The sequence below is a fragment of the Anaeromassilibacillus sp. Marseille-P3371 genome (assembly GCF_900169665.1).
Lineage (GTDB): Bacteria > Bacillota > Clostridia > Oscillospirales > Acutalibacteraceae > Anaeromassilibacillus.
In genome coordinates this window covers 819,152-839,257 of record NZ_LT835157.1, presented here as the reverse complement: position 1 = coordinate 839,257, position 20,106 = coordinate 819,152, and the positions used below count along the sequence as shown (strand labels likewise).

At 46.5% G+C, this 20,106-nt stretch carries 13 protein-coding genes; all 13 read right to left on the bottom strand.

Annotated features, from left to right (window positions below; genetic code table 11):
• Positions 1–80 precede the first annotated feature (80 nt).
• Complete coding sequence (locus B9Y59_RS02595) at positions 81–1,262, bottom strand: ABC transporter substrate-binding protein (protein ID WP_242967193.1); 1,182 nt, start codon at positions 1,260–1,262, stop codon at positions 81–83.
• A 951-nt stretch (positions 1,263–2,213) separates the two neighbouring features.
• Positions 2,214–3,866 carry a peptide ABC transporter substrate-binding protein gene (locus tag B9Y59_RS02590; RefSeq protein ID WP_054323538.1) on the bottom strand — a complete coding sequence of 551 codons (1,653 nt, stop codon included), beginning with the start codon at positions 3,864–3,866 and terminating at the stop codon, positions 2,214–2,216.
• Positions 3,867–3,976: 110 nt separating this feature from the next.
• Positions 3,977–4,945 (bottom strand): ABC transporter ATP-binding protein, encoded by a 969-nt coding sequence (locus tag B9Y59_RS02585; protein ID WP_054323537.1) that lies wholly within the window; start codon positions 4,943–4,945, stop codon positions 3,977–3,979.
• On the bottom strand, positions 4,938–5,960 hold the full coding sequence (locus B9Y59_RS02580) for an ABC transporter ATP-binding protein (RefSeq protein ID WP_085531619.1): 1,023 nt from the start codon (positions 5,958–5,960) through the stop codon (positions 4,938–4,940). The genes B9Y59_RS02585 and B9Y59_RS02580 overlap by 8 nt, the downstream gene beginning before the upstream one ends.
• A gap of 11 nt (positions 5,961–5,971) precedes the next feature.
• Entirely contained in the window at positions 5,972–7,030 is a 1,059-nt protein-coding gene (locus B9Y59_RS02575) for an ABC transporter permease (protein WP_442856146.1), read from the bottom strand.
• Positions 7,031–7,048: 18 nt separating this feature from the next.
• The gene (locus B9Y59_RS02570; RefSeq protein WP_054323535.1) at positions 7,049–7,966 is read right to left on the bottom strand and encodes an ABC transporter permease; all 918 of its coding nucleotides are present in this window, start codon (positions 7,964–7,966) and stop codon (positions 7,049–7,051) included.
• An 813-nt stretch (positions 7,967–8,779) separates the two neighbouring features.
• Positions 8,780–9,295 carry an RNA polymerase sigma factor gene (locus B9Y59_RS02565; protein ID WP_085531617.1) on the bottom strand — a complete coding sequence of 172 codons (516 nt, stop codon included), beginning with the start codon at positions 9,293–9,295 and terminating at the stop codon, positions 8,780–8,782.
• A 219-nt stretch (positions 9,296–9,514) separates the two neighbouring features.
• Positions 9,515–9,991 carry a PTS sugar transporter subunit IIA gene (locus tag B9Y59_RS02560; RefSeq protein WP_085531615.1) on the bottom strand — a complete coding sequence of 159 codons (477 nt, stop codon included), beginning with the start codon at positions 9,989–9,991 and terminating at the stop codon, positions 9,515–9,517.
• Positions 9,992–10,238: 247 nt separating this feature from the next.
• Positions 10,239–11,690 (bottom strand): N-acetylglucosamine-specific PTS transporter subunit IIBC, encoded by a 1,452-nt coding sequence (nagE, locus tag B9Y59_RS02555; protein ID WP_085531613.1) that lies wholly within the window; start codon positions 11,688–11,690, stop codon positions 10,239–10,241.
• A 60-nt stretch (positions 11,691–11,750) separates the two neighbouring features.
• The gene (gene ptsP / locus B9Y59_RS02550) at positions 11,751–13,376 is read right to left on the bottom strand and encodes a phosphoenolpyruvate--protein phosphotransferase (RefSeq protein WP_085531611.1); all 1,626 of its coding nucleotides are present in this window, start codon (positions 13,374–13,376) and stop codon (positions 11,751–11,753) included.
• A gap of 535 nt (positions 13,377–13,911) precedes the next feature.
• Positions 13,912–16,602, bottom strand: coding sequence for a translocation/assembly module TamB domain-containing protein (locus B9Y59_RS02545; protein WP_054323532.1), 2,691 nt, complete (start codon positions 16,600–16,602; stop codon positions 13,912–13,914).
• A gap of 354 nt (positions 16,603–16,956) precedes the next feature.
• Complete coding sequence (locus B9Y59_RS02540) at positions 16,957–18,258, bottom strand: ComEC/Rec2 family competence protein (RefSeq protein ID WP_054323531.1); 1,302 nt, start codon at positions 18,256–18,258, stop codon at positions 16,957–16,959.
• A 22-nt stretch (positions 18,259–18,280) separates the two neighbouring features.
• A complete protein-coding gene (locus B9Y59_RS02535; protein ID WP_158088923.1) occupies positions 18,281–20,023 on the bottom strand; it encodes an MORN repeat-containing protein in 1,743 nt (580 codons plus the stop codon).
• Positions 20,024–20,106 lie beyond the last annotated feature (83 nt).

The following is a 20,106-nucleotide window of genomic DNA, read 5'->3' as shown; positions in this document are numbered from 1 at the left end:
CGGAAAGAGGGTGACCGCAATCGCCCTCTTTCCCATTTCATGACATTCTGTTTTACAAATTGTATAAACTCGTCGAATAATTATTTCTCGTAGAATTCGATAAACTGGTATTCGCCATTTTCGATCTGCGTAATCGCCGCACTCTTGACCGGATTGCGGTTTTCGTCAAAGGTCATATGGCCGGTCAGACCGGTAAAATCGATTCCTGCCAATGCTTCTGTAACTGCTGCAGAATCCGTAGAGCCTGCCTCAGTGATCGCCTGAGCGAGCATCTTCATCGCATCATATCCCAAGACCGAAAACTGGCTTGCATCCATCCCATAAGTTTCTTTGTACTTCTCCAAGAAGGCCTGCATATTCGGGTCGTCGCTCTGAGCCGAATACTGGCTACAGAAATATGCGCCATTCACCGCATCCATATTGCTGGCGTCCACCTGGCCAGTTACACCATCCCAGCCGTCAGCACCCAAGAACTGAGCTTCAATCCCCAACTCCTTGGCCTGAACCGCAATCAATGCCACATCCTGATAATAGACCGGCAGGAAAATAACATCCGGATTCTTGCTTTTGATATTGGTCAACTGTGCCTTAAAGTCGACTGTTCCCTTGCCATAGCCTTCAACCTGAACCACTTCGATGCCGAGATCCTTCGAAGCTGCTTCAAACGCCTCATACAGGCCCTTAGAATAGTCGTCAGAAATGTTATAAATGATTGCCGCAGTCTTCTTTTCAAGCTTCTTGGAAGCATAAGAAGCCATCAATTCCCCCTGGAACGGGTCAATAAAACAAGCGCGGAAAATGTTATCGCCAGTCTCGGTGATATTTTCTGCTGTACCGGTAGCTGTAATCATCGGAATCTTATCCTTTGCAGCCTGTTGTGCAACCGCCAAAGTCGGCTTAGAAGTAACGTCGCCGATCACCGCCACAACCTTGTCGCTCTGTACCAACTTATTGTAGGCATTGACCGCCTCTGTTGCATCGCCCTTTTCATCGTATACAATGTAGTCGATCTGTTTACCAAGCACACCGCCGTCTGCATTGATCTCCTCAACTGCCAACTTAATTCCATTGTCAACTGCCACACCATAGACAGAAACATCGCCTGTCAGAGGTGCCAAACCACCGATCTTAATCGTATCTCCTGTTGCACCGTTGCCGGTGTTTCCATCGTTCTGCGCCGCATTATCTCCGCCGCAACCGACCATTGCAGTCATCAACATGGCTGCCGCCAAAACCATTGCCAAAAAACGCTTTTTCATCATTCTGAACCCCCATTTCAAATTTGGATCAAACCCCTCGCATCAAAACCCGCGAATATGAAAACAGCCGGGTGGCCTTACCGAAAAGGATTTCAGCGTACGCGATTGCGTACCGCGCAGGACTTGACTGCGGGTGATCAACCCTATTCGGCATGAAAGAGGTCACGCGGCGCTGTGTTCGATCCGTTCACATACAGTTCATTATTGTGATTATACTACGCAGGTCTGCCTTTTGCAATATCAAAATGGATAGGATTCGTGCTTTTGTACGAGAATTGGCCATTTACCCAATTCGTTCAGCTCTCTTATAAAATATTGCGGGTAAAATTGCAACATTTCTGTATTTTCTTGCAAGAAAGCCTTTTAGATTTTTCTTCCAATGTTGGCACGCGCAGAATCCATCAAAGGATAAATCAAAACCACCCGTTGAATGGATAGCTTGAACAGGATCTATAAAGTCTATCACTTGTGGTAGCCCTCTGAGGAGGGCATTAAACCATTATTCAATCCCATTTTTGCACTGCAAGCTCCTTACCCGGGGCTATATCTTTTATTACTCTAAAACGCGCTGCTTTTCTTTAGGTTTCAGCTAACGCTGGAACCTATTTTTTTACTCAAATATTCTTTCATGGAGGTGTCCCAAAAGGCATGAAACGACTAAAAACTCTCTCTCGTTTTTTTAGAACCTCATGTTTTTTCCAGACAGAAAAAGGCCTCCCCTTTCTGTCACCTTTCGGAAGGGTGAGTCGCGACTTCATCCTTCCAGAAATCTGCAAACGATGTCTCTTTTTATCCTCTATTCAATTTGCGAAACTTATTCCATCTTATCCCTATGAATCGAAAAATTCGTGGTTTTGGGACGCCGCCTTTTATCATGCCTATTCGGCGCCAAGTAAAAGAGCGCCCCGCTACGCGAGACGCTCTTTTGTTGGTCTTTTCAGGCGGAAAATAGCCTTATTCCGCAGTCTTGGTGCAATACATAAAGAACTTGTAGCCCAACGGGGAATCCCAATAGCCTTCCAGGTTCGGCTTCTTCATGTAAGTGTCTGCATAGTAGTAGAGCGGTGCACCGGGCATCTCTTCTGCCCAGAGATCCTCTGCCTGATGCAGGATTTCGAAGCGCTTCTCAGAATCGGACTCAGCCTTTGCCTGATCGATCAAAGCATCGAACTCAGCGTTCTTCCAATGGCAGTCGTTGTTGCCATTGTCGCTCTTGAAGATCTCAAGGAAGGTCAACGGATCGTCGTAGTCTGCAATCCAACCATCGCGAGCGACCTCAAAGGTGCCTGCCGGACGGGTTGCAAGGAATACGTTCCACTCCTGCTGTGCAATCTTGCACTCGATGCCAAGCTCTTCTTTCCACATGTTCTGAAGGGCCTCTGCAACACCCAAGTGCAGGGTTGCTGTGTTGGTGGTATACTCAAAGGTCGGGAAGCCTTCGCCATTCGGATAACCTGCCTCTGCCAGCAACTGCTTTGCTTCCTCAACATTCTTCTCATAGTCTTCAGGCTTCACGGAGAAATAATCGCCGCCAACCTCACGGAAAGTGGAATCTCCTTCGGTAACCTTTGCAGCAACGATCGCGCCTGCCGGAACTTCGCCCTGCTTCGAAACGGTCTCGACAATGTAGTTACGGTCGATCGCCAAGGTCAAAGCCTTTCTGACTCTCGGATCGTTGAAGGGTTCTTTCTCGGTCTGGAATGCGAGATAATAAGTACCAATTTCATTGATGGTACCAAAGTCCTCGCGCTCCTTCAGAGCATCGAGCTCGTCGATCGGCAGCTGGAACACATAGTCAAGCTCGCCATTGTCGTAAGCGGCCATCTTTGCATTGTCGTCCTCCAGCAGAACGAACTTCAGGGTGCTATCGGTGACTTTATCCGCATCATAGTAATACGGGTTCTTTACATATGTGATGCTTTCTTTGTGACTCCAATTGGTCAACATCATCGGGCCATTGCCGATGAACGTGGAGGCATCCTGGGTCCAACCATCGTTTCCATCGACCACATCCTTGCGAACCGGATAGTAAACCGGGAACGCCAGGAGCTTGTCAAAATACGGGCAAGGAGCAGCCAGTTTGACCGTCATGTGTGTGTCGTCAACCTTTGTGACGCCCAATGTGGACGGATCGGCATTGCCCTGATAAACATCGGCACCGCCTTCGATCACGTCAAACAGGTTTGCATAGTCGGAAGCAGTTTCCGGAGAAGCTGCGCGCTGCCAGGAATAAATAAAGTCATCAACCGTGACAGGTTCGCCGTCGGACCACTTGATGTCGTCGCGCAGAGTGATGTCCCAAGTCAGGCCGTCATCGCTGACTTCGACCTTCTCCGCCTGTCCGGGGATGGTATTGCCGTTTTCATCAAACTTATAGATGCCTTCGAATGCATGGATTGCATAGCAAGCGCCGTCCACCGACTTGTTGAGCGCCGGGTCCAAGGTCTCCGGTTCTGGACCGATACAGACCGAAATTTCAGGAGCGCTTGTACTGCCTTCGGGCTGGTTTGCATCCGGAGTAGACCCCGTGTCCCCCCCGCTGCCGCAGCCAACGAAGGTTGTAGCCAGCATGGCTACTGCCAGGATGGTTGCAAGTATCTTCTTCATTAATAAATCCCTCCAGTTTTAAAATTGGATAAATCTATTTTAATCCGCTAAAATGCGAATTAAAAGACCAAGAACTACTGGAATTCTTAAAAAAACCGATCGGTATTTTATCAAACCTCACCAATTCTATGACACGCTGCATAATGTCCGCCGCCGTAATCTTTAAATTCAGGAACTTCTGCTGCACAACGCTCTGTCGCATAAGGACAGCGGGTGCGGAAACGGCAGCCGGACGGCGGATTGACCGGACTGGGAACATCGCCCTCCAAAACAATGCGCTTTTTGGCACGGCTGGCCTTTGGGTCCGGAATCGGAATTGCAGAAAGCAGCGAGCGCGTATAGGGATGAATCGGATTCTTATAAAGCTCTGCACTCTCCGCAAGCTCGACCAGCTTTCCAAGATACATCACGCCAATGCGATTGCTGATATGCTTGACAATTGCAAGGTCATGGGCGATAAACAGATAAGTTAATCCCAATTCCTGCTGCAAATCCTCAAACATATTGACAACCTGCGCCTGAATAGAAACGTCCAGTGCAGAAATCGGCTCGTCGCAGACAATAAACTCCGGGTTGACAGCCAGTGCGCGCGCAATGCCGATTCGCTGCCTCTGTCCACCGGAAAATTCATGTGGATAGCGGTTGGCATGCTCAGAGTTGAGGCCAACCCGCTCTAGCAACGCCAAAATCATATCATGGCGTTCCTGTTTGCTATTGGCGAGCTTGTGAATATCGATCGGTTCGCCGACAATATCGCCAACCGTCATACGCGCATCCAAGGAAGCATACGGGTCCTGAAAAACAATCTGCATCTTCTTGCGGTATGGGGCAAAATCCACGTGAGTGATGTCCTCACCTTTATAAATGATTTTTCCATCCGTTGGCTCATACAAGCGTAAAATGGTGCGACCCGTCGTCGTTTTCCCACAGCCGGATTCTCCTACCAAGCCAAAGGTTTCCCCTTTATTGATGTGGAAATTGACATCGTCCACCGCCTGCACGTAGGTTTTGTGGAACAACTTGCCCTTAACGGGAAAATACTGCTGGAGGTGCTGTACCTCCAATAGCTTTTCACTCATTGCTCTTTCCCCCTTCGGCTTTTGCTTTTTCCATCTGCTCCTTCTGAATCAACCAGCAGGCACTGATATGGCCCTCCGAAATCTCTGTATAAGGGGGCATCTCTCGCAGACAGATCTTCATGCACTTATCACAGCGCGATGCAAAGGGACATCCCGCCGGAGGATTGAGCAAGTCAACCGGTGTGCCTTCAATTGGCACCAAACGCTCATGTTCGTCCTCATTGATCTTTGGAATGGACTTGAGCAGGCCAAGCGTGTAACAATGCTTCGGATGATAAAAAATATCGTCCGTTGATCCGATCTCAACAATTTTACCGGCATACATGACCGCAATGCGGTCACAGACATCTGAAACGACGCCCAAATCATGGGTAATGATAATGACGGACATATTGATTTTCTTCTTAAGTTCAACCATTAGGTCCAAAATCTGCGCCTGAATGGTCACATCCAAAGCAGTTGTCGGCTCGTCCGCAATCAATAACTTTGGCTCGCAGGCAAGCGCCATTGCGATCATCACCCTCTGACGCATGCCGCCGGAAAACTCATGCGGATACTGCTTCATACGCTTTTCCGGTTCGTTCATACCGACTAAGCCCAGCAATTCCACCGCGCGGTCCCAGCATTCCTTTTTGGTTTTTGTTGTATGAAGACGAAGCATCTCCATCAGTTGGTTTCCAATGGTATACACAGGGTTCAACGAGGTCATCGGGTCCTGGAAAATGATGCTGATTTCGCTTCCGCGCATCTTACGGAATTCCTTTTCCGTCATTTTTTCCACATGGTCGTGACCATTGAATGCAATGGTTCCCCCCACGATCTTGCCCGGTTCCGCGATAATTCCCATCAAGGAATAGGCAGAAACGCTTTTTCCGCTTCCGGATTCTCCAACGATTCCAAGCACCTCGCCGTGCTTCATGCTATAGGTTACGCTTGTAACGGCTTTTACCTCGCCAGCGGGGGTGAAAAAGGAAACATGGAGATCTTCTATATTGAGTAAGGTATCTGTATTCATCTTAAAATCTCCTATTTCTTCAGCTTCGGGTCGAATGCGTCGCGCAGGCCATCACCAAACAGGTTAAATGCCAAAATAATAATACTGATGGCAGCGGCCGGAATAAACAATCGGTATGGATACGAATTGATACTGTTGATCGCATCCGATGCAAGGGAACCAAGACTTGCCATAGGAGCCGCAACGCCGAGTCCCAGGAAGCTCAAGAAGGCTTCTGTAAAAATCGCAGAAGGAATTTGCAGTGTAGCCGTTACAATCAAGGTACCAATGCAGTTCGGGAGCAGATGTTTACGGATGATTCTGCCATTCGAAGCCCCCAGCGCTTTTGCCGCCGTGACGAACTCCTGCTCCTTTAAAGTCATCACCTGGCCACGAACGATACGGGCCATACTTACCCAGTACAGCAAACTAAACGTGATAAAAATACTAATTAAACCGACGCCCACACGGTTAAGTCCATCAAAAACGGGACTGCTGTCGAACAATGTCTGTAGTGGGGCTTTTAAAGTAACCTGCAATAGAATGATAATCAAAATATCTGGGACCGAGTAGATGATGTCAACGATACGCATCATAATCAAGTCCACTTTTCCACCGAAATAGCCTGCAACCGAGCCATAGATGGAGCCGATCAGCAAGACCAGAGCGCTTGCCACCAAGCCGACCAAAAGCGAAACTCTGGCGCCTGTCAATACACGAATCCCCAAGTCGCGGCCAAGCTTGTCTGTGCCAAAGATGTGGGGGAATACGCTTTCGCCAGAGGCGATCAACGCCTGTTCCTCTTCGGAATACTCCATGGGCCACAGGTTTTCGCTGCCACGGATTTGCTGATCGTATTCATATGGATAAAAGTTTGGCACAATAAACGCACAGATAACGACCAATAGAATGACCACGGCCGCCACCATTGCCACTTTATTTTTGCTAAAACGCTTCAGCGCATCCCTCCAAAAGGTTGTGCTCTCGCGCATAACATCCAATTGTCTCTTTTCTTCGTCGCTCGCCGGGAGAAAATCGTCCGGGTCAAGCTGGAGACTTAACGGGTTCTTTTTCAGCTTAATATCCTCCATTGGAACGTCTCTCCCTTCTTATTTCAGTTTGATTCGTGGGTCCACTATCTTATAGAGGATATCCACAACCACATTCATCAAAACAAGCAATGTCGCCAAGAAAATGGTGGTGCTCATCACCATGGGATAGTCACGCCCGGTGATACAGTTGATAAACTCACGGCCGAGACCAGGAATGTTGTAAATCTTTTCTACAACAAAGCTTCCGGAAACCGTAAACGCCAACAATGGGCCGGCATAAGTGATAATCGGAATAATTGCATTACGCAGTGCGTGTTTAAAAAGCATTTTGAACTTGCTTACGCCTTTCGCACGGGCTGTACGAATATAATCCTGATTCAAGGCATCCAACATACTGGAGCGCATCAGACGCGTAATATAAGCCATTGGATAGAAGGCAAGAGTAAATACTGGGAGAATATAGTGGATGGGGGTTGATAACCCCATGGTAGGCAGCCATTTTAGTTCTACACCAAAAACTTTCATAAGCGTGGTCGCCACAACAAAGCTTGGCACCGCAATCCCCAGCGTGGAAACGACCATAATCAGCTGATCACCCCACTTTCCTCTGCACATCGCAGCAACAGAACCGAGGCTCACGCCGACTACTAGTGCCACCAAAATGGAAATGCCACCCAGACGGGCAGAGACTGGGAAGGTTGAGAAGATAATGTCGTTTGCCGTTCTTCCCTTTTGTTTCAGAGATACGCCGAGATCGCCCTGCAAAAGCCCGCTCATATAATTGATATACTGTTCGGGCTTCGAGACATTCAGGCCATATTTCTCTTCCAAAGCGGCCTGGGTCGCGGGGGTTACCGCTTTTTCACTCAAAAATGGTCCACCGGGGATCAGGTTCATCAGTGTAAATGTGATGACAGAGATTAAAAAGATAGTCAAAATTGCGTAACCGAGACGCTTACATACGTACTTTGCCAATGCCTGCCACTCCTTAGTCTAAAAGTTTTGCTGCCTTCGTTTTGCATTTCGTCCGATGTGCAAAATGTAAAAAACACATTTTGCGGAAATCGTCCAATTTCCGTCTGCTCTCCCAAACAAAACCGACGATTCAGTACTCTACACCAAAACAACCGGTCGCGCTCCACATTTTCTACAGAAAATCTGTCGAAAAATGGAATAAAATATTAATATTTTATTATTGTAGCACACAAATTTCCATAATTCAATAGGATTTGTTGCTATATAACGATGAATAGGACACCTCCACCCATGGACGTGCCCTATCAATGTTATTTATTATAACAAATTTATATACATAATGCAAGTTCCAATCTTTTTTTTTCATTTTTCCTCTTTTTATCCAACGTCCTTAACAGAAAATACGGGAATAATCACAGAAAGAATGCCAATCTGTATGCATATTTCTCTCTATTTTATCCCATAGTTGATTCTACTCTTGCAAGTTCTTCGTCATAAAAATGCATAATAGCAATTATTCCCATCTATATCGTTTGTTCTAACTCCTATAAATAACCATGTCTTTTCAGTTTTTTTAGAAAAACACCTCTTTCCAATTTGCATATTTCTACATAATATATACGATATGTATTAAAAATAACAAGAAAATATTATATTTGTCTGGTCTTTCTTTCCATATTGTTATTTTAGGAAAAGACATATGAAATTCTATATAAAATCTATTATATTGATGCATTATCATGGAAAAGAGTGAGTAAATTGCAAATTATAAACCAACTGTATATAAAAACAAAAAAATACCTTAAGGATTAATTATAAATACGCTTCATGCTCAATAAACTCACGAATCCGTTGTTTTGCCCGGAAGATTCGAATCTGAACATTCTTTTCTGAGATCCCTAAAAGTTCGCTAATCGCATGATTTGGCAACTCATAATAATACTTCAAAACAATAACATCCTGATAATTGGACCGCAATTTCGGTAAATGGGGAAAGGTCTTCTTTTCCAATTCGCGCAAGATCACATCTTGATTTTCTCCCAGCGGATTGAAATTATAGTCCCCAGTCTTTTGCAAAGATTTTGCAGCATTACGCGCTACAATTAAAATCAATGCTTTTAAATTTTCTATAGGTTGTAATCGCAGCCAATCTGCTGCATGCCAGATTCGCTGTTCCGCGCAGAGCACGGCCTCCTCTGTACGAATTTGATCTTCTAAAATTCTTTTTGCCTCTTTGTGTAGGTCGGATTGATAAAAATCCAATATCGCTACAATTTCAGAAGAACTTGATCGATCTTTTTCCTGCTTTGCCGCCATGACTTTATGCATCACCCTAAATCTAGTGTCCTAATTCGCTTTTACAAAACATCAAACCTAGCCAGGAATTTCTATACGCAATATCATAAGCCATATAATCTTGATTTTTATATCGCTTAAACATATTATTGCCCAAATTGTTCTGTTCAAAATTCCTCAAATATTATAGCACAAAATGATAATAAATAAGCCCCCAAAAACAATTAGTTTTCGGGGGCTAGTGAAATTTTTTCACTTTTTCTTGTACGTTATAACGGTTGTCTCTCCTGCCGTCACGTCTCCTGTAATGCAATCCATATTTTTTAGATCATCAGTTGTTGTAATAATACAGGGAGAAATGGTCTTAAACCCTTTTGCTGCGATGGCCTCAATATCCATATCCATCAATTTATCACCGGCATTTACGTGATCTCCCACCTTTACATGGCAGGTAAAACCTTCCCCATTGAGTTTCACGGTGTCGATCCCCAGGTGTACCAGCACCTCCGTACCATCGTCCGCTTCAATTCCAACCGCGTGGAAAGTATGTGCTACCTGGGCAATTGTGCCGGAAATCGGCGCCAACACCGTATTGCTGGTCGGGATAATCGCAATGCCGTCGCCCAAAACCTTGTCAGAAAACACTGGATCGGGCACCTCTGTAATCGGCACGGCTTTTCCCGTCTGTTGTGCTACAATTTTGCTTTCCTTTTTACCAAACAATCCCATGGAATATATACCTCCAATTCTAACGTGGATATTCAGATAGCGCTTTTATAAAGCAAATGGATCTCTTTCGATCATTTCTATAAGTGGCTCTGAAGAAAACGACCGATACCACACACTTCCAAGTATGGCTCTATTTCTTTAGTGTCCCTGAAAAATCGTCTTAAATCCATCTGAAAACAGCAGTCTCCCTGACGACCAGGAGGGAGACTGCTGCCTTTTACATAGTCATTGAAACGAAAAAGCCTGATTACAGATATTTCTTCATCGCTTCAACAAGAGCTTCTGCCTTTGTGCCGACGATGACCTGTGTGACCTGATCGCCAGCCTTCATGACACCGGATGCGCCCAAAGCCTTGATTGCCTTTTCATCAAGGTCTTTATTGCTCTTCAGTACCAGACGAATGCGGGTGATGCAGGACTCGATTTCCTTAATGTTCTCTTTGCCGCCCAGGACATCAACATATTTCTTAGCAAGGCCATCATAGCCCTGGTCCTTTACCAGCTTCGAGAAGCCTTCGGATTCTTCGTCATCATCATCCTCACGGCCCGGGGTCTTGAGGTTGAATTTCACAATGACAAAACGGAAAACGATGTAGTAAATTACGCCAACTACAATGCCAATTGGGATCAACAGCCACGGATTCTGTGCGAGCGGAACCCAAGAGCTGAAGAACAGATCCACAAAACCTGCACTGAAGTTAAAGCCTGCACGGATCGGAAGTGCTGCGATAACCGCCATGGAGATACCAGTCAACACTGCATGAATCACATAAAGAGCAGGAGCAAGGAACATGAAGGAGAACTCCAGAGGCTCCGTTACGCCACTGATAAATGCGCACAGTGCAGCAGAGAACAGGATACCACCAGCAATCTTCTTCTTGCCGGGCTTTGAAGTATGATACATTGCCAAGGCTGCGCCAGGCAGACCGAACATCATTACCGGGAAGAAACCGGACATGTACATACCGGTGACACCAGGAGTACCTGTGCCGCCCCAGAAGTTTGCAATATCGTTGATACCAGCAACATCAAACCAGAACACAGAGTTCAGAGCGTGGTGCAGGCCGACCGGAATCAACAATCTGTTGAAGAAGCCGTAGATACCAGCGCCGATTGCGCCCAAGCTGATGATAGCCTCGCCGAAAGAAACCAGAGCATTGTAAACCACCGGCCAGACAAAGAAGAAGATCAAGCCGACTACAACGCTGACAAGCGCAGTAACAATTGCAACCGAACGTTTGCCACTAAAGAAGGACAACGCCTCCGGCAACTTCGTATTCTTAAAACGATTGTAGCAAAGTGCGCCAACAACGCCGCAGATGATACCGATAAACTGGTTGTTTGCCTTGGAGAAAGCTGCGTCAGCTTCCGCTCCGGTCAGAACTGCTACGATGCTGGGGTTCAAAATCTGCTGGACCATCAACCAAGATACCAGGCCAGCAAGTGCAGATGTACCTTCATGGTCGTCGCTCAAACCGATTGCAACACCGATTGCAAACAGAATGGGCATGTTGTCGATAATTGCTCCACCAGCTTTAACCAAGAAGAAAGCAATGACATTCGGGTCTCCCAGCCCGGACATAACATTGGAATCGATCATGTAACCGATTCCCATCAAGATACCTGCTACAGGCAAGCAGGCAACTGGAAGCATCAAAGCTTTTCCAAGCTTTTGAAGCTTTGCAAGGACCTTTTGCATAATTTTACCTCCTCGAAAAAATTAATTCATACAAACCGGGTCCCTTTCCCGGTTTCTACCTTAATCAAGCTGCTGCACTGTTCGGCGCAGCTCCAAGACCATGCCTGGGGTCACAGAAAGCTCATTGATCCCAATATCCATATAGAATTTCGTCAGTTCGGTATCTCCCGCAGACTCACCACAAATACCAATCCAAATACCAGCCTTTTGCGCATTTTCTGCTGCAATTTGAATCATGCGAAGAACAGCCGGATGGCGTGGATCATACATGGAAGAAATCTGTGGATTCATACGATCCACTGCAAGGGTATACTGCGTCAAATCATTTGTACCGACGCTGAAGAAGTTCACCTCTTTCGCCAATAAATCGCTCAAAATAACAGAAGCCGGTGTCTCAATCATAATGCCAATTTCAAAATCTGGCGCAAAGGCAATCCCTTCTGCCTTTAAGTCGGCTTTTACCTTTTCCAGTAAATCCTTGATCTCCTGAACCTGCTCGACAGAAGTAATCATAGGGAACATAATTGCAAGCTTTCCAAAAGCAGAAGCCCGAACCAAAGCCCGTAGCTGTGTAATGAAGAGTTCCTTACGATCCAGACTGATTCGTATTGCACGGTAACCCATCGCAGGGTTTTCCTCTTTGGGGATGTTTAAATAAGGGACCTGTTTATCCGCACCCAAATCTAAAGTCCGAATAATCACACGCTTGCCGCCCATGCCTTCTAACACACTTTTATAGGCCTCAAACTGCTGTTCCTCAGTCGGAAAATCATCACTTTCCATATATAGAAATTCACTACGAAACAGGCCGATACCATCCGCATCATTCTCGATGACCATCTCTACATCACTTGGGTGGCCGATGTTTGCATTAATTTCTATCTCTACTCCACTCTTCGTTACAGCTTTTGTACCTTTTAATAGTTGTAAGTCTTTCTGATGTTGTAGGAAAGCATTTCGTTTTTCCTTATACTCTTTCAGGGTATTTTCATCCGGTTCTACAATCACATCGCCAGAAGTTCCATCTACAATGGTTGTCACTCCGTCCTTCAGATGGGTAAATGCATCACACAACCCCACCACCGCAGGAATTCCCATCGTGCGGGCAAGAATTGCAGAATGTGAACTTTTGGAACCCTGCTCTGTAACAAATGCAAGTACCTTAGTTTTGTCCATCTGAACAGTTTCGCTAGGCATCAAATCTGAAGCAGCTACAATCGCTTCCTCTTTTAAACTGTCCAAGCCGCTCTCCAGCGCCGGGTTAAGACAACCGAGCAGCCGCTTGGAAATATCAATGACATCTGCACTCCGTGCACGCATATATTCGTCATCCATTTGGGCAAACATTGTAGAGAACTGTTGCGCAGCTTGCCATACAGCATACTCCGCATTCACTTTTTCATCTTTAATACAATCTTGAATCGCATCAAAGAAATCATCGTCTTGCAACATCATAATGTGGATCTGAAAGATCATTGAGTTCTCTTCGCCCACACGTTTTAGAGCGTCGAGATAAATCTGGTTTAGCGCTGCTTCTGCTTCCTCCTTCGCGGATTCAACACGCTTTAGCTCTGCATCCACGTCAGTGATCGGCTGTTTTACGATTTTATCATCTAACTTCACACAGAGCTTCAGATTACCGATCGCAATGCCATTGGAGGCCGCGATTCCCTTTATAATCTGCATTTCATCACCACTTTCTTCGGCCATCTCTTTTGTTATAGTAACAAACTGTAACTGTGAACATTCTGTTAATGTAGTATTTATATTATAGCTTTTTCAACAAATTGTCAATATATTTAAAAAAAATCCATACAAGATTGTAAATCTTGTCCACTTCTGTGCAAAACCGGTGACTAATTATTCTATATCAAAGAATAAATACCAAAAAAAGTATTGGACAAATAAATAAGATTGACTGAAATCTACCGTTCGACAATAAATTCATCTTCTATGAATGATTACATCCTACTTATTGTTGTTAGAATTCACAAAACTATGCGGCTACATCAACAAAACGTATATCATAACGTAACACTCTATAAAGCCTTCTCGGAATAATTTCGTCAAAGCCATCTTGATAGATAATACCTCTATCTGAAACGATTACATAAAAAAGCAGCGGCCCGGGTAAATACCCGAACCGCTGCCGCGCAAATACAACTATCGAAAGATTCAAATAGCTATACTTATAAACTTAAATCGTCAATCTCGAAAGATCTTATTTCACGGTAACCGTGCAGACCTTCACGCCATTGACATACACGCCAGTGCTCTGGCCTGCAGAACCGATAGCATAGACTGCGAAATAGTAGTCATTGCCAACGATCTTGCCAGCCTGGGTCTTCAGAACAGCGCCGTTGCCAACCGTGAATGCCGGAGCGGACGGAGCAGTGATCTTGAAGACATAGCGGCTGCCAGCAGTCAGATCAAAGTCAACAGTCGTATCAGAGGTCACAACCGGAGCAGTAACCTTGATGATGAAGAGCTTCACAGCGTTCTGGCCAGGAACCGTAGCATAAACGCCAGCGGTGGTGCCAACTTCGCCAGTAGCCTTGATGGTATAGGTAGCCTGGCCGTTCGCGAACGGAGTCTTCAGAGCGTGAACAGCAACGTTGCCAGTACCAATGGTAACAGGAGCCTCAACCTGAGAGTTCACAACGAAGTCCTTCGTGGAGCCCTGCGGAACCTCAACAATACCGGACAGGTCGCTGGAAACAACAACTTCCGGAATTGCAGTTACGGTGCAAACTGCGGAATCATAATCCTCGAGTGCATCGCCGTCGGAATCAACAACTGTTGCATACAGATCAAAGCTGTTGGAAGTTGCATAAACGTCGTCATACTCCTTAACCTTAATGGTCAGAGTTGCGCCGTCTGCAGTAATCTCGAACACGTCCTTGTCAGCGTCGCTGTAATCCCAAACAACGGAAGCGCCCGCCGGCAGAGAAGTGCTTGCCGGATAGTTAGAAACAGTTACAGTGTCAGAGAAGCCCTTAGCAATGGTAACTTCGCTCTTGTCCAGAGCAACACCTGCGAAGGAAACGCTCTTTACGAGGAAGGAATCAGACTTCGTATCAACAGACTTTCTTTCGAGTGTAAATCCAACACCATCGAAAGCATCGACAGAGCCAACATCCTTAGCTGCTCTATAAGCTACATCACCAACATTAACATTGGAACCAGCAAGTCTGAGCTTTACATCACCGGAAATGCTATCAGTTACATACAGCTTATCAGCGGCAACAACCAATTTACCATCGCCAGAAATGCTTGCAACCTCGACAGTATCTCTGAATTCAATGGAACCGCCATCGGCAATATCCAAGGAATCAATGACAACCGGGCCTTCAACTACAACATTTGTATCTTCGTCGACTGTAACATCCTGAGCGTTCAAAAGGCTCGGCAGCTTACCTTCGAAGCCTTCAAAGGTAACATTACCCTTATAAGCACAATCCAACTTTGCAATACTGACATTGTCACCCTTCAGAGTAATTTCGCCATCATCCTTCAGCAAAACATTTGCCAACTGAACCTGACCATCTTCACTGCTGGAATCAACAGTAATGTTCTGAGCCTCAATTGTGCCAGAAACAACTGTATTGATGTCATCATCTTCCGCATCAATAGTTACACTCTTATCAGTCGTAACATCTCCGCTTACTGTGCCGCCAGTAAGATCAATGTCGCCATCAGCTTCAATAGAAGTTACACGGCCATCGCTTACCGAAACATCCTGTTTAACATCTACGACACCAACAGTACCGCCAGAAATAGCAACCTTTCCACTTGCGTCGGTAATGTCACCAACCTTGGCCTTATCTTCGATGTTTACTTCGTTAGCATTTTTGATTTCGCCAACACTTGCACTGCCAGTAACGGAAACATTTGCATACTTGCCTCCGTTTTCCAGCACTCTAATGTCATAGCCAGACACATTACTGTCAGCATTCATTCCATCAGGAATAGGAGTAATATCTGTGCTGCTACCATCTTTATCGATAGTCGTATTCGCAGTAACATCAATTCTCTTCAGAACGGTTGCAGTAGTTGTATCCTCTGTTTCATTGAATTTCCATTCACCATCAGAGTTCTTACTACCGCCGCTCTTAATGGTAAACTTCAAGGTGCCAGGGCCCTTGCCCTTGTTTGTCATAGTAGTAACGGACTCGCCATCTTCAGCCTTCTCCAACTCAAATCTATTGTTGGTGCTGCCCTCAATGCGAACCGGATCACCTGTCGGCTCACCTTTCTCATCATAGCCATCAACAGTCGTTACCAGCTCATAGGTAGCTCTCAAACCGTCCGTCTTGCTATCCTTTGCCTGAGCTTCCGAAGTTGCCCTATACACACCTACCTCTTTGGTATTGAGATCATTGTAAGAAACTTCCAAATTTGGAATTTCATTACCGGTCTCACCTTCTGGTTCGCCAACAATGCCAACAAACAGAGTACCATTCTTCACTACATTAACAGTAATTTCGATCTGGCCCTTCAATGTGACATCTTTATCGTCGCGGGTAATCTCGCCTTCTGCATAAACCATAATGGTTTCAGTACCAGTCTTATCGGTCTTAACTCTAGCCTTACCATCTTTAACAGAAATCAGGCTATCGCCCTTTGCATGACGGAAAGAAAGATCGTCTTCATCGGTTACTGTAATAGACTCTTCTTTATCCGCAGTCGTCAACTCTACGCCGCCGATAAAATTAATAAGATCAAACTTATAATTGTTTGCGTCATCGGTATCTTTTACCAAAGTGATCTCATCATTATCAGAGTTCACCAGCGACACGCTGCCAGCCTTCTCAGTCTTGGATGCTGCGAAAGCAAAAGTTCCCGAAAAGCTAGACGTAATCAATGCCATTGCGAGCACTGTTGCGAGAGCTTTTCCTGTAATTTTTCTCATCCTTTTTGTCCTCCTTAAAAATCGTGGTTTGCGTATTTGCGCATGCCTTAAGAGAAATGAACATAATGAACGTCACGGACATTAACAGGATTAGCCCTTGACTAAGACGGTATGGGGGAGGCCCCTCCTAGATGGCGCTAGAAAGACAACCCGCATATGCGTCCCTCATATGTTACTTGGATTATAAGATATTTATTTCGCAATGTCAAGTGCGGAAATCACAATATTTTTCGGATTTTTATGCGAAAAAGCCGCATGAATCCTAGGTTTTTGTTGTTTTGGCAGCGTTTGCTCTAAAATATTGGCAGCCTTGGCAGGGTTTTGCCAACGCCGCTTTCTTTGCCTTTTCCCGATTTATAAGCCTGGCTGAACCGGGAGATCATCGCACAGACATGCGCGTTCTCCCCCGTGCGAAACAATATAAATTCCGCACGGCGCGGTACCTTTCCGCTCACGGCATCGTGGACACTTGATGGTCAGTCCTGCGCCCATGGGCAAATCGTAGCAGCAAGCTACCCGATTGCAGGAACAACCGCTGGAGGCATACCAGGAACAGGCCGCACAGTTTGTACAATGTTTCACCGCAGGTAAATCCACATATTCCGATGCAATTTTCCCACCCTTCTGATACTCCCCGTTGCTGATGAGAATATGGGAAGCGGCTATCTCTGAAAGCCAATGGCTCCAATGACTTGCTGTTCCATGATGCGGCGCCTTTACAATATAATAGTCATGATAGAGACGGTCCGCAATGGCGTCAAAACTCTCAGGGGCCGCATCACCCGTCATAAGGATGTCGTCAAGACTGGCTTCACTGGTACGGCGGTTGTGAAAGATGACGCTGGCCGTGTTCAGTTCATCGGAATAAGCGGTGGTGGTGGCCGGGTCTGTCAAAATCTGCACAATGTCCGGGGCGGTTGGCAAAAGCTGCAGTTCCGGAACCAGGAGGTCAACTTGTTCCAAGAGGGCATCCAGCCGTGCGATCTTTTCTGCCTGTAAGGGGACGGATTGACAACATAGATGATAAGCTTTCCCATAACGTGCCTTCAACTCCAAAAAATGCTGGGCTACCTCCGGCAAAAACGGCGAAGCAAGACACACATTCAATTGTTCGACCGCTGATGCGAAGAGGTCAGAAAAAGGATACCCCTCCCGGTCCGGCCAAAGCACATCGTAGGTTACATCATCAAATAAAAAACTGGAGCCGGCTGCAATTGGGTAGATTCGATCCGCTCCCGCGCTCTTCGCAACCCGGCTAAAAATGCGGAGCGCACTCAAATTGACTTGCGCATAATCGCTTTGCCGTGGCAAAAACGCATAGACAAACAACGCAAAATCCAGCAGCAAATGCCTCCCATGTGTATCTGCCGGGGAAACCGGCAACAGAATGCGGTCGAAATAACCGCCGCGTTTCGCTAACATCTGATAGAGCCCACAGAGATGGTCCCGATGATAATGAGTCAGCAAAAACGCACGCCCTGAGCAAGCAGAATAACGTTCCATTAAAGTTGGGTCTACATAATCGCTGAAATCCAAATTCCCCTCGCGTATCTTCTGATTGATGCTGCCGCAATCCACCATAAGAATGTCGTGGTGGGCTCCCCCGAGGACAATACACTCCCCGTATTCTACATTATGTAGTTCGAGCCACTGCATAACGGCTCACCCCCATGTTCCATCATATATCATCCAAGCCCTGGACCTTCCCATTCTCAAAAATACCGGTAATCACCGTCCCATTTTCCAAAGTCAATGTCCCCCGGCCATGGCGGAGGTCCTCTTTCCATTCTCCTGTATAGAGGACGGCTCCATTTCGATATTCCGTTCCATGTCCATCGCGCTTGCCATCCTTCCAGCCGCCCGTGTACAACAGATTTCCTTCTGCATCAAACGCCGTTCCACTGCCGGTCGGAACATTGTCACGCCATTTTCCAACAAAAATAGAACCATCCCGGGAATTGAACGAGATTCCCGATCCATGGCGCAGGTTGTCCTTCCAATGCCCCACATAACAAAGCTTCCCAGACTTATAATAATAGGTTCCAAATCCGTCGCGTTTGTCCTCGTGGTAACCTCCTTCATATGCCGTATGCCCGTTCGACATTTCCGTGCGTCCGTCTCCTTCGCGCATACCGTTTAGCAATTCGCCAAAATAAGCATAACTTTCTTCTGAGCTAATGATGATTCGTTTGACCGGTATTGCAGCGGGCTTTTTCTCCCCGCTGGATGTATTCTCCATTCCTTTTAAAGATTTTGGCTTCAGCTCCGGTGCATGGACCACGATTCCGTGCCGGTTTTTTGCTGCCACCGCATATCGTTCCGCGTGCGGAGGGCGCATCACCTCTTCAAAAGCATCCTCTGCGGAAGTCTGATCCGGTATAGGCGCCTCTTGCTCCTTTTGCTCTTGCGCTTTCAGTTCCGCCTGCACCAGCTTTAAGAGCTGGGAAAGTCCTGAATTCAATACAGGGAGAGGAAACGTCTCGTCTTGGGCATCGTGCTCCCCATGTGTTCCAAAAGCAGAGGGACAAGCAGTTCCCCATCGTTTTGGATGTGTGGCATCCTGCCCAGCGCAAAATAGCTCATGATCCGCAGCATAATCGTCCTGTAACGCCGCAGATGGAGTCTCCACCATCGATGCCTCCGCTTGTTGTTCCTCCGCAGGACTTTCCCCGGAGAAATCCTGCAAGCCCTCCATCTCCTCCGGCTCGGAGTCGTTGGCAATATAGGAAAAACCCGCAAAGAACGGCTCCTCTTCCTCGATAGACTCGGAGGTTTCCGGACGAAGAACAAGATCCTCTGGGACCACCCCGGCCGGGCCTTCCATCAATGAAGTACGTAGAGCCGCCTCTTCCTCCGTACAATAACAAAAGTCCCCTTGAGAGGTTTCCGCCCATATACGCGGTTCCCCTAACCGAGTATTCGCCAAACTTTGTTCTGCACTCCCCCGTCGCAAAAGACAGGGAACCAGCAGAACCCGGTTGTATTTGCCGCTGTCCGGATTCCACTCCGTCAGAAGTATCCCCCCACTGACCGGCGACAAAATAGCAACTGGAAGTTGGTCTCTGCGGCCATTCATATAATAGGCCGTCCCTTGCCAGCACAAGTCCAACGAAAACCGTGCCTTGCTGGTAGGTTCTCCGCGCTCATCAAAATGGACCAGCTCATATCCACGCTCACCTCGGAAGGCCTGCTGAATAAGCTTCCCATCGCACTTGACAGTCCACGTAAAATGATGCCTGCTCAATTTACCCCGATATACTGCTTTCCTACCGGAATCCAAATGTTCTTCCCGTACAGATACGGCCTTGCCCTGCGTAAAATATTCCTGTCGTGCCAAACTCAGCAGAGACGGCTTGGCAGATGGTCCATTGTAGTCCCTGTGGTAAACGGCATAATAAAGGATGTCTGTTTCGCTTTGCATAGTTTGTCCTTCCTTGACGGGAAAGTGTCTACTTTCCATTTATATAAAGGTGAAGTTAAGGTTATTATACAGGTTTCGCAGCG

What these genes read in the sequence shown, in the direction of transcription:
- ptsP (WP_085531611.1), bottom strand. Translation starts at nt 13,376, where the DNA reads ATGCAGATTATAAAGGGAATCGCGGCCTCCAATGGCATTGCGATCGGT.
- B9Y59_RS02545 (WP_054323532.1), bottom strand. Translation starts at nt 16,602, where the DNA reads ATGAGAAAAATTACAGGAAAAGCTCTCGCAACAGTGCTCGCAATGGCA.
- B9Y59_RS02540 (WP_054323531.1), bottom strand. Translation starts at nt 18,258, where the DNA reads ATGCAGTGGCTCGAACTACATAATGTAGAATACGGGGAGTGTATTGTC.
- B9Y59_RS02590 (WP_054323538.1), bottom strand. Translation starts at nt 3,866, where the DNA reads ATGAAGAAGATACTTGCAACCATCCTGGCAGTAGCCATGCTGGCTACA.
- B9Y59_RS02585 (WP_054323537.1), bottom strand. Translation starts at nt 4,945, where the DNA reads ATGAGTGAAAAGCTATTGGAGGTACAGCACCTCCAGCAGTATTTTCCC.
- B9Y59_RS02565 (WP_085531617.1), bottom strand. Translation starts at nt 9,295, where the DNA reads ATGCATAAAGTCATGGCGGCAAAGCAGGAAAAAGATCGATCAAGTTCT.
- B9Y59_RS02560 (WP_085531615.1), bottom strand. Translation starts at nt 9,991, where the DNA reads ATGGGATTGTTTGGTAAAAAGGAAAGCAAAATTGTAGCACAACAGACG.
- B9Y59_RS02580 (WP_085531619.1), bottom strand. Translation starts at nt 5,960, where the DNA reads ATGAATACAGATACCTTACTCAATATAGAAGATCTCCATGTTTCCTTT.
- B9Y59_RS02535 (WP_158088923.1), bottom strand. Translation starts at nt 20,023, where the DNA reads ATGCAAAGCGAAACAGACATCCTTTATTATGCCGTTTACCACAGGGAC.
- nagE (WP_085531613.1), bottom strand. Translation starts at nt 11,690, where the DNA reads ATGCAAAAGGTCCTTGCAAAGCTTCAAAAGCTTGGAAAAGCTTTGATG.
- B9Y59_RS02575 (WP_442856146.1), bottom strand. Translation starts at nt 7,030, where the DNA reads ATGGAGGATATTAAGCTGAAAAAGAACCCGTTAAGTCTCCAGCTTGAC.
- B9Y59_RS02595 (WP_242967193.1), bottom strand. Translation starts at nt 1,262, where the DNA reads ATGATGAAAAAGCGTTTTTTGGCAATGGTTTTGGCGGCAGCCATGTTG.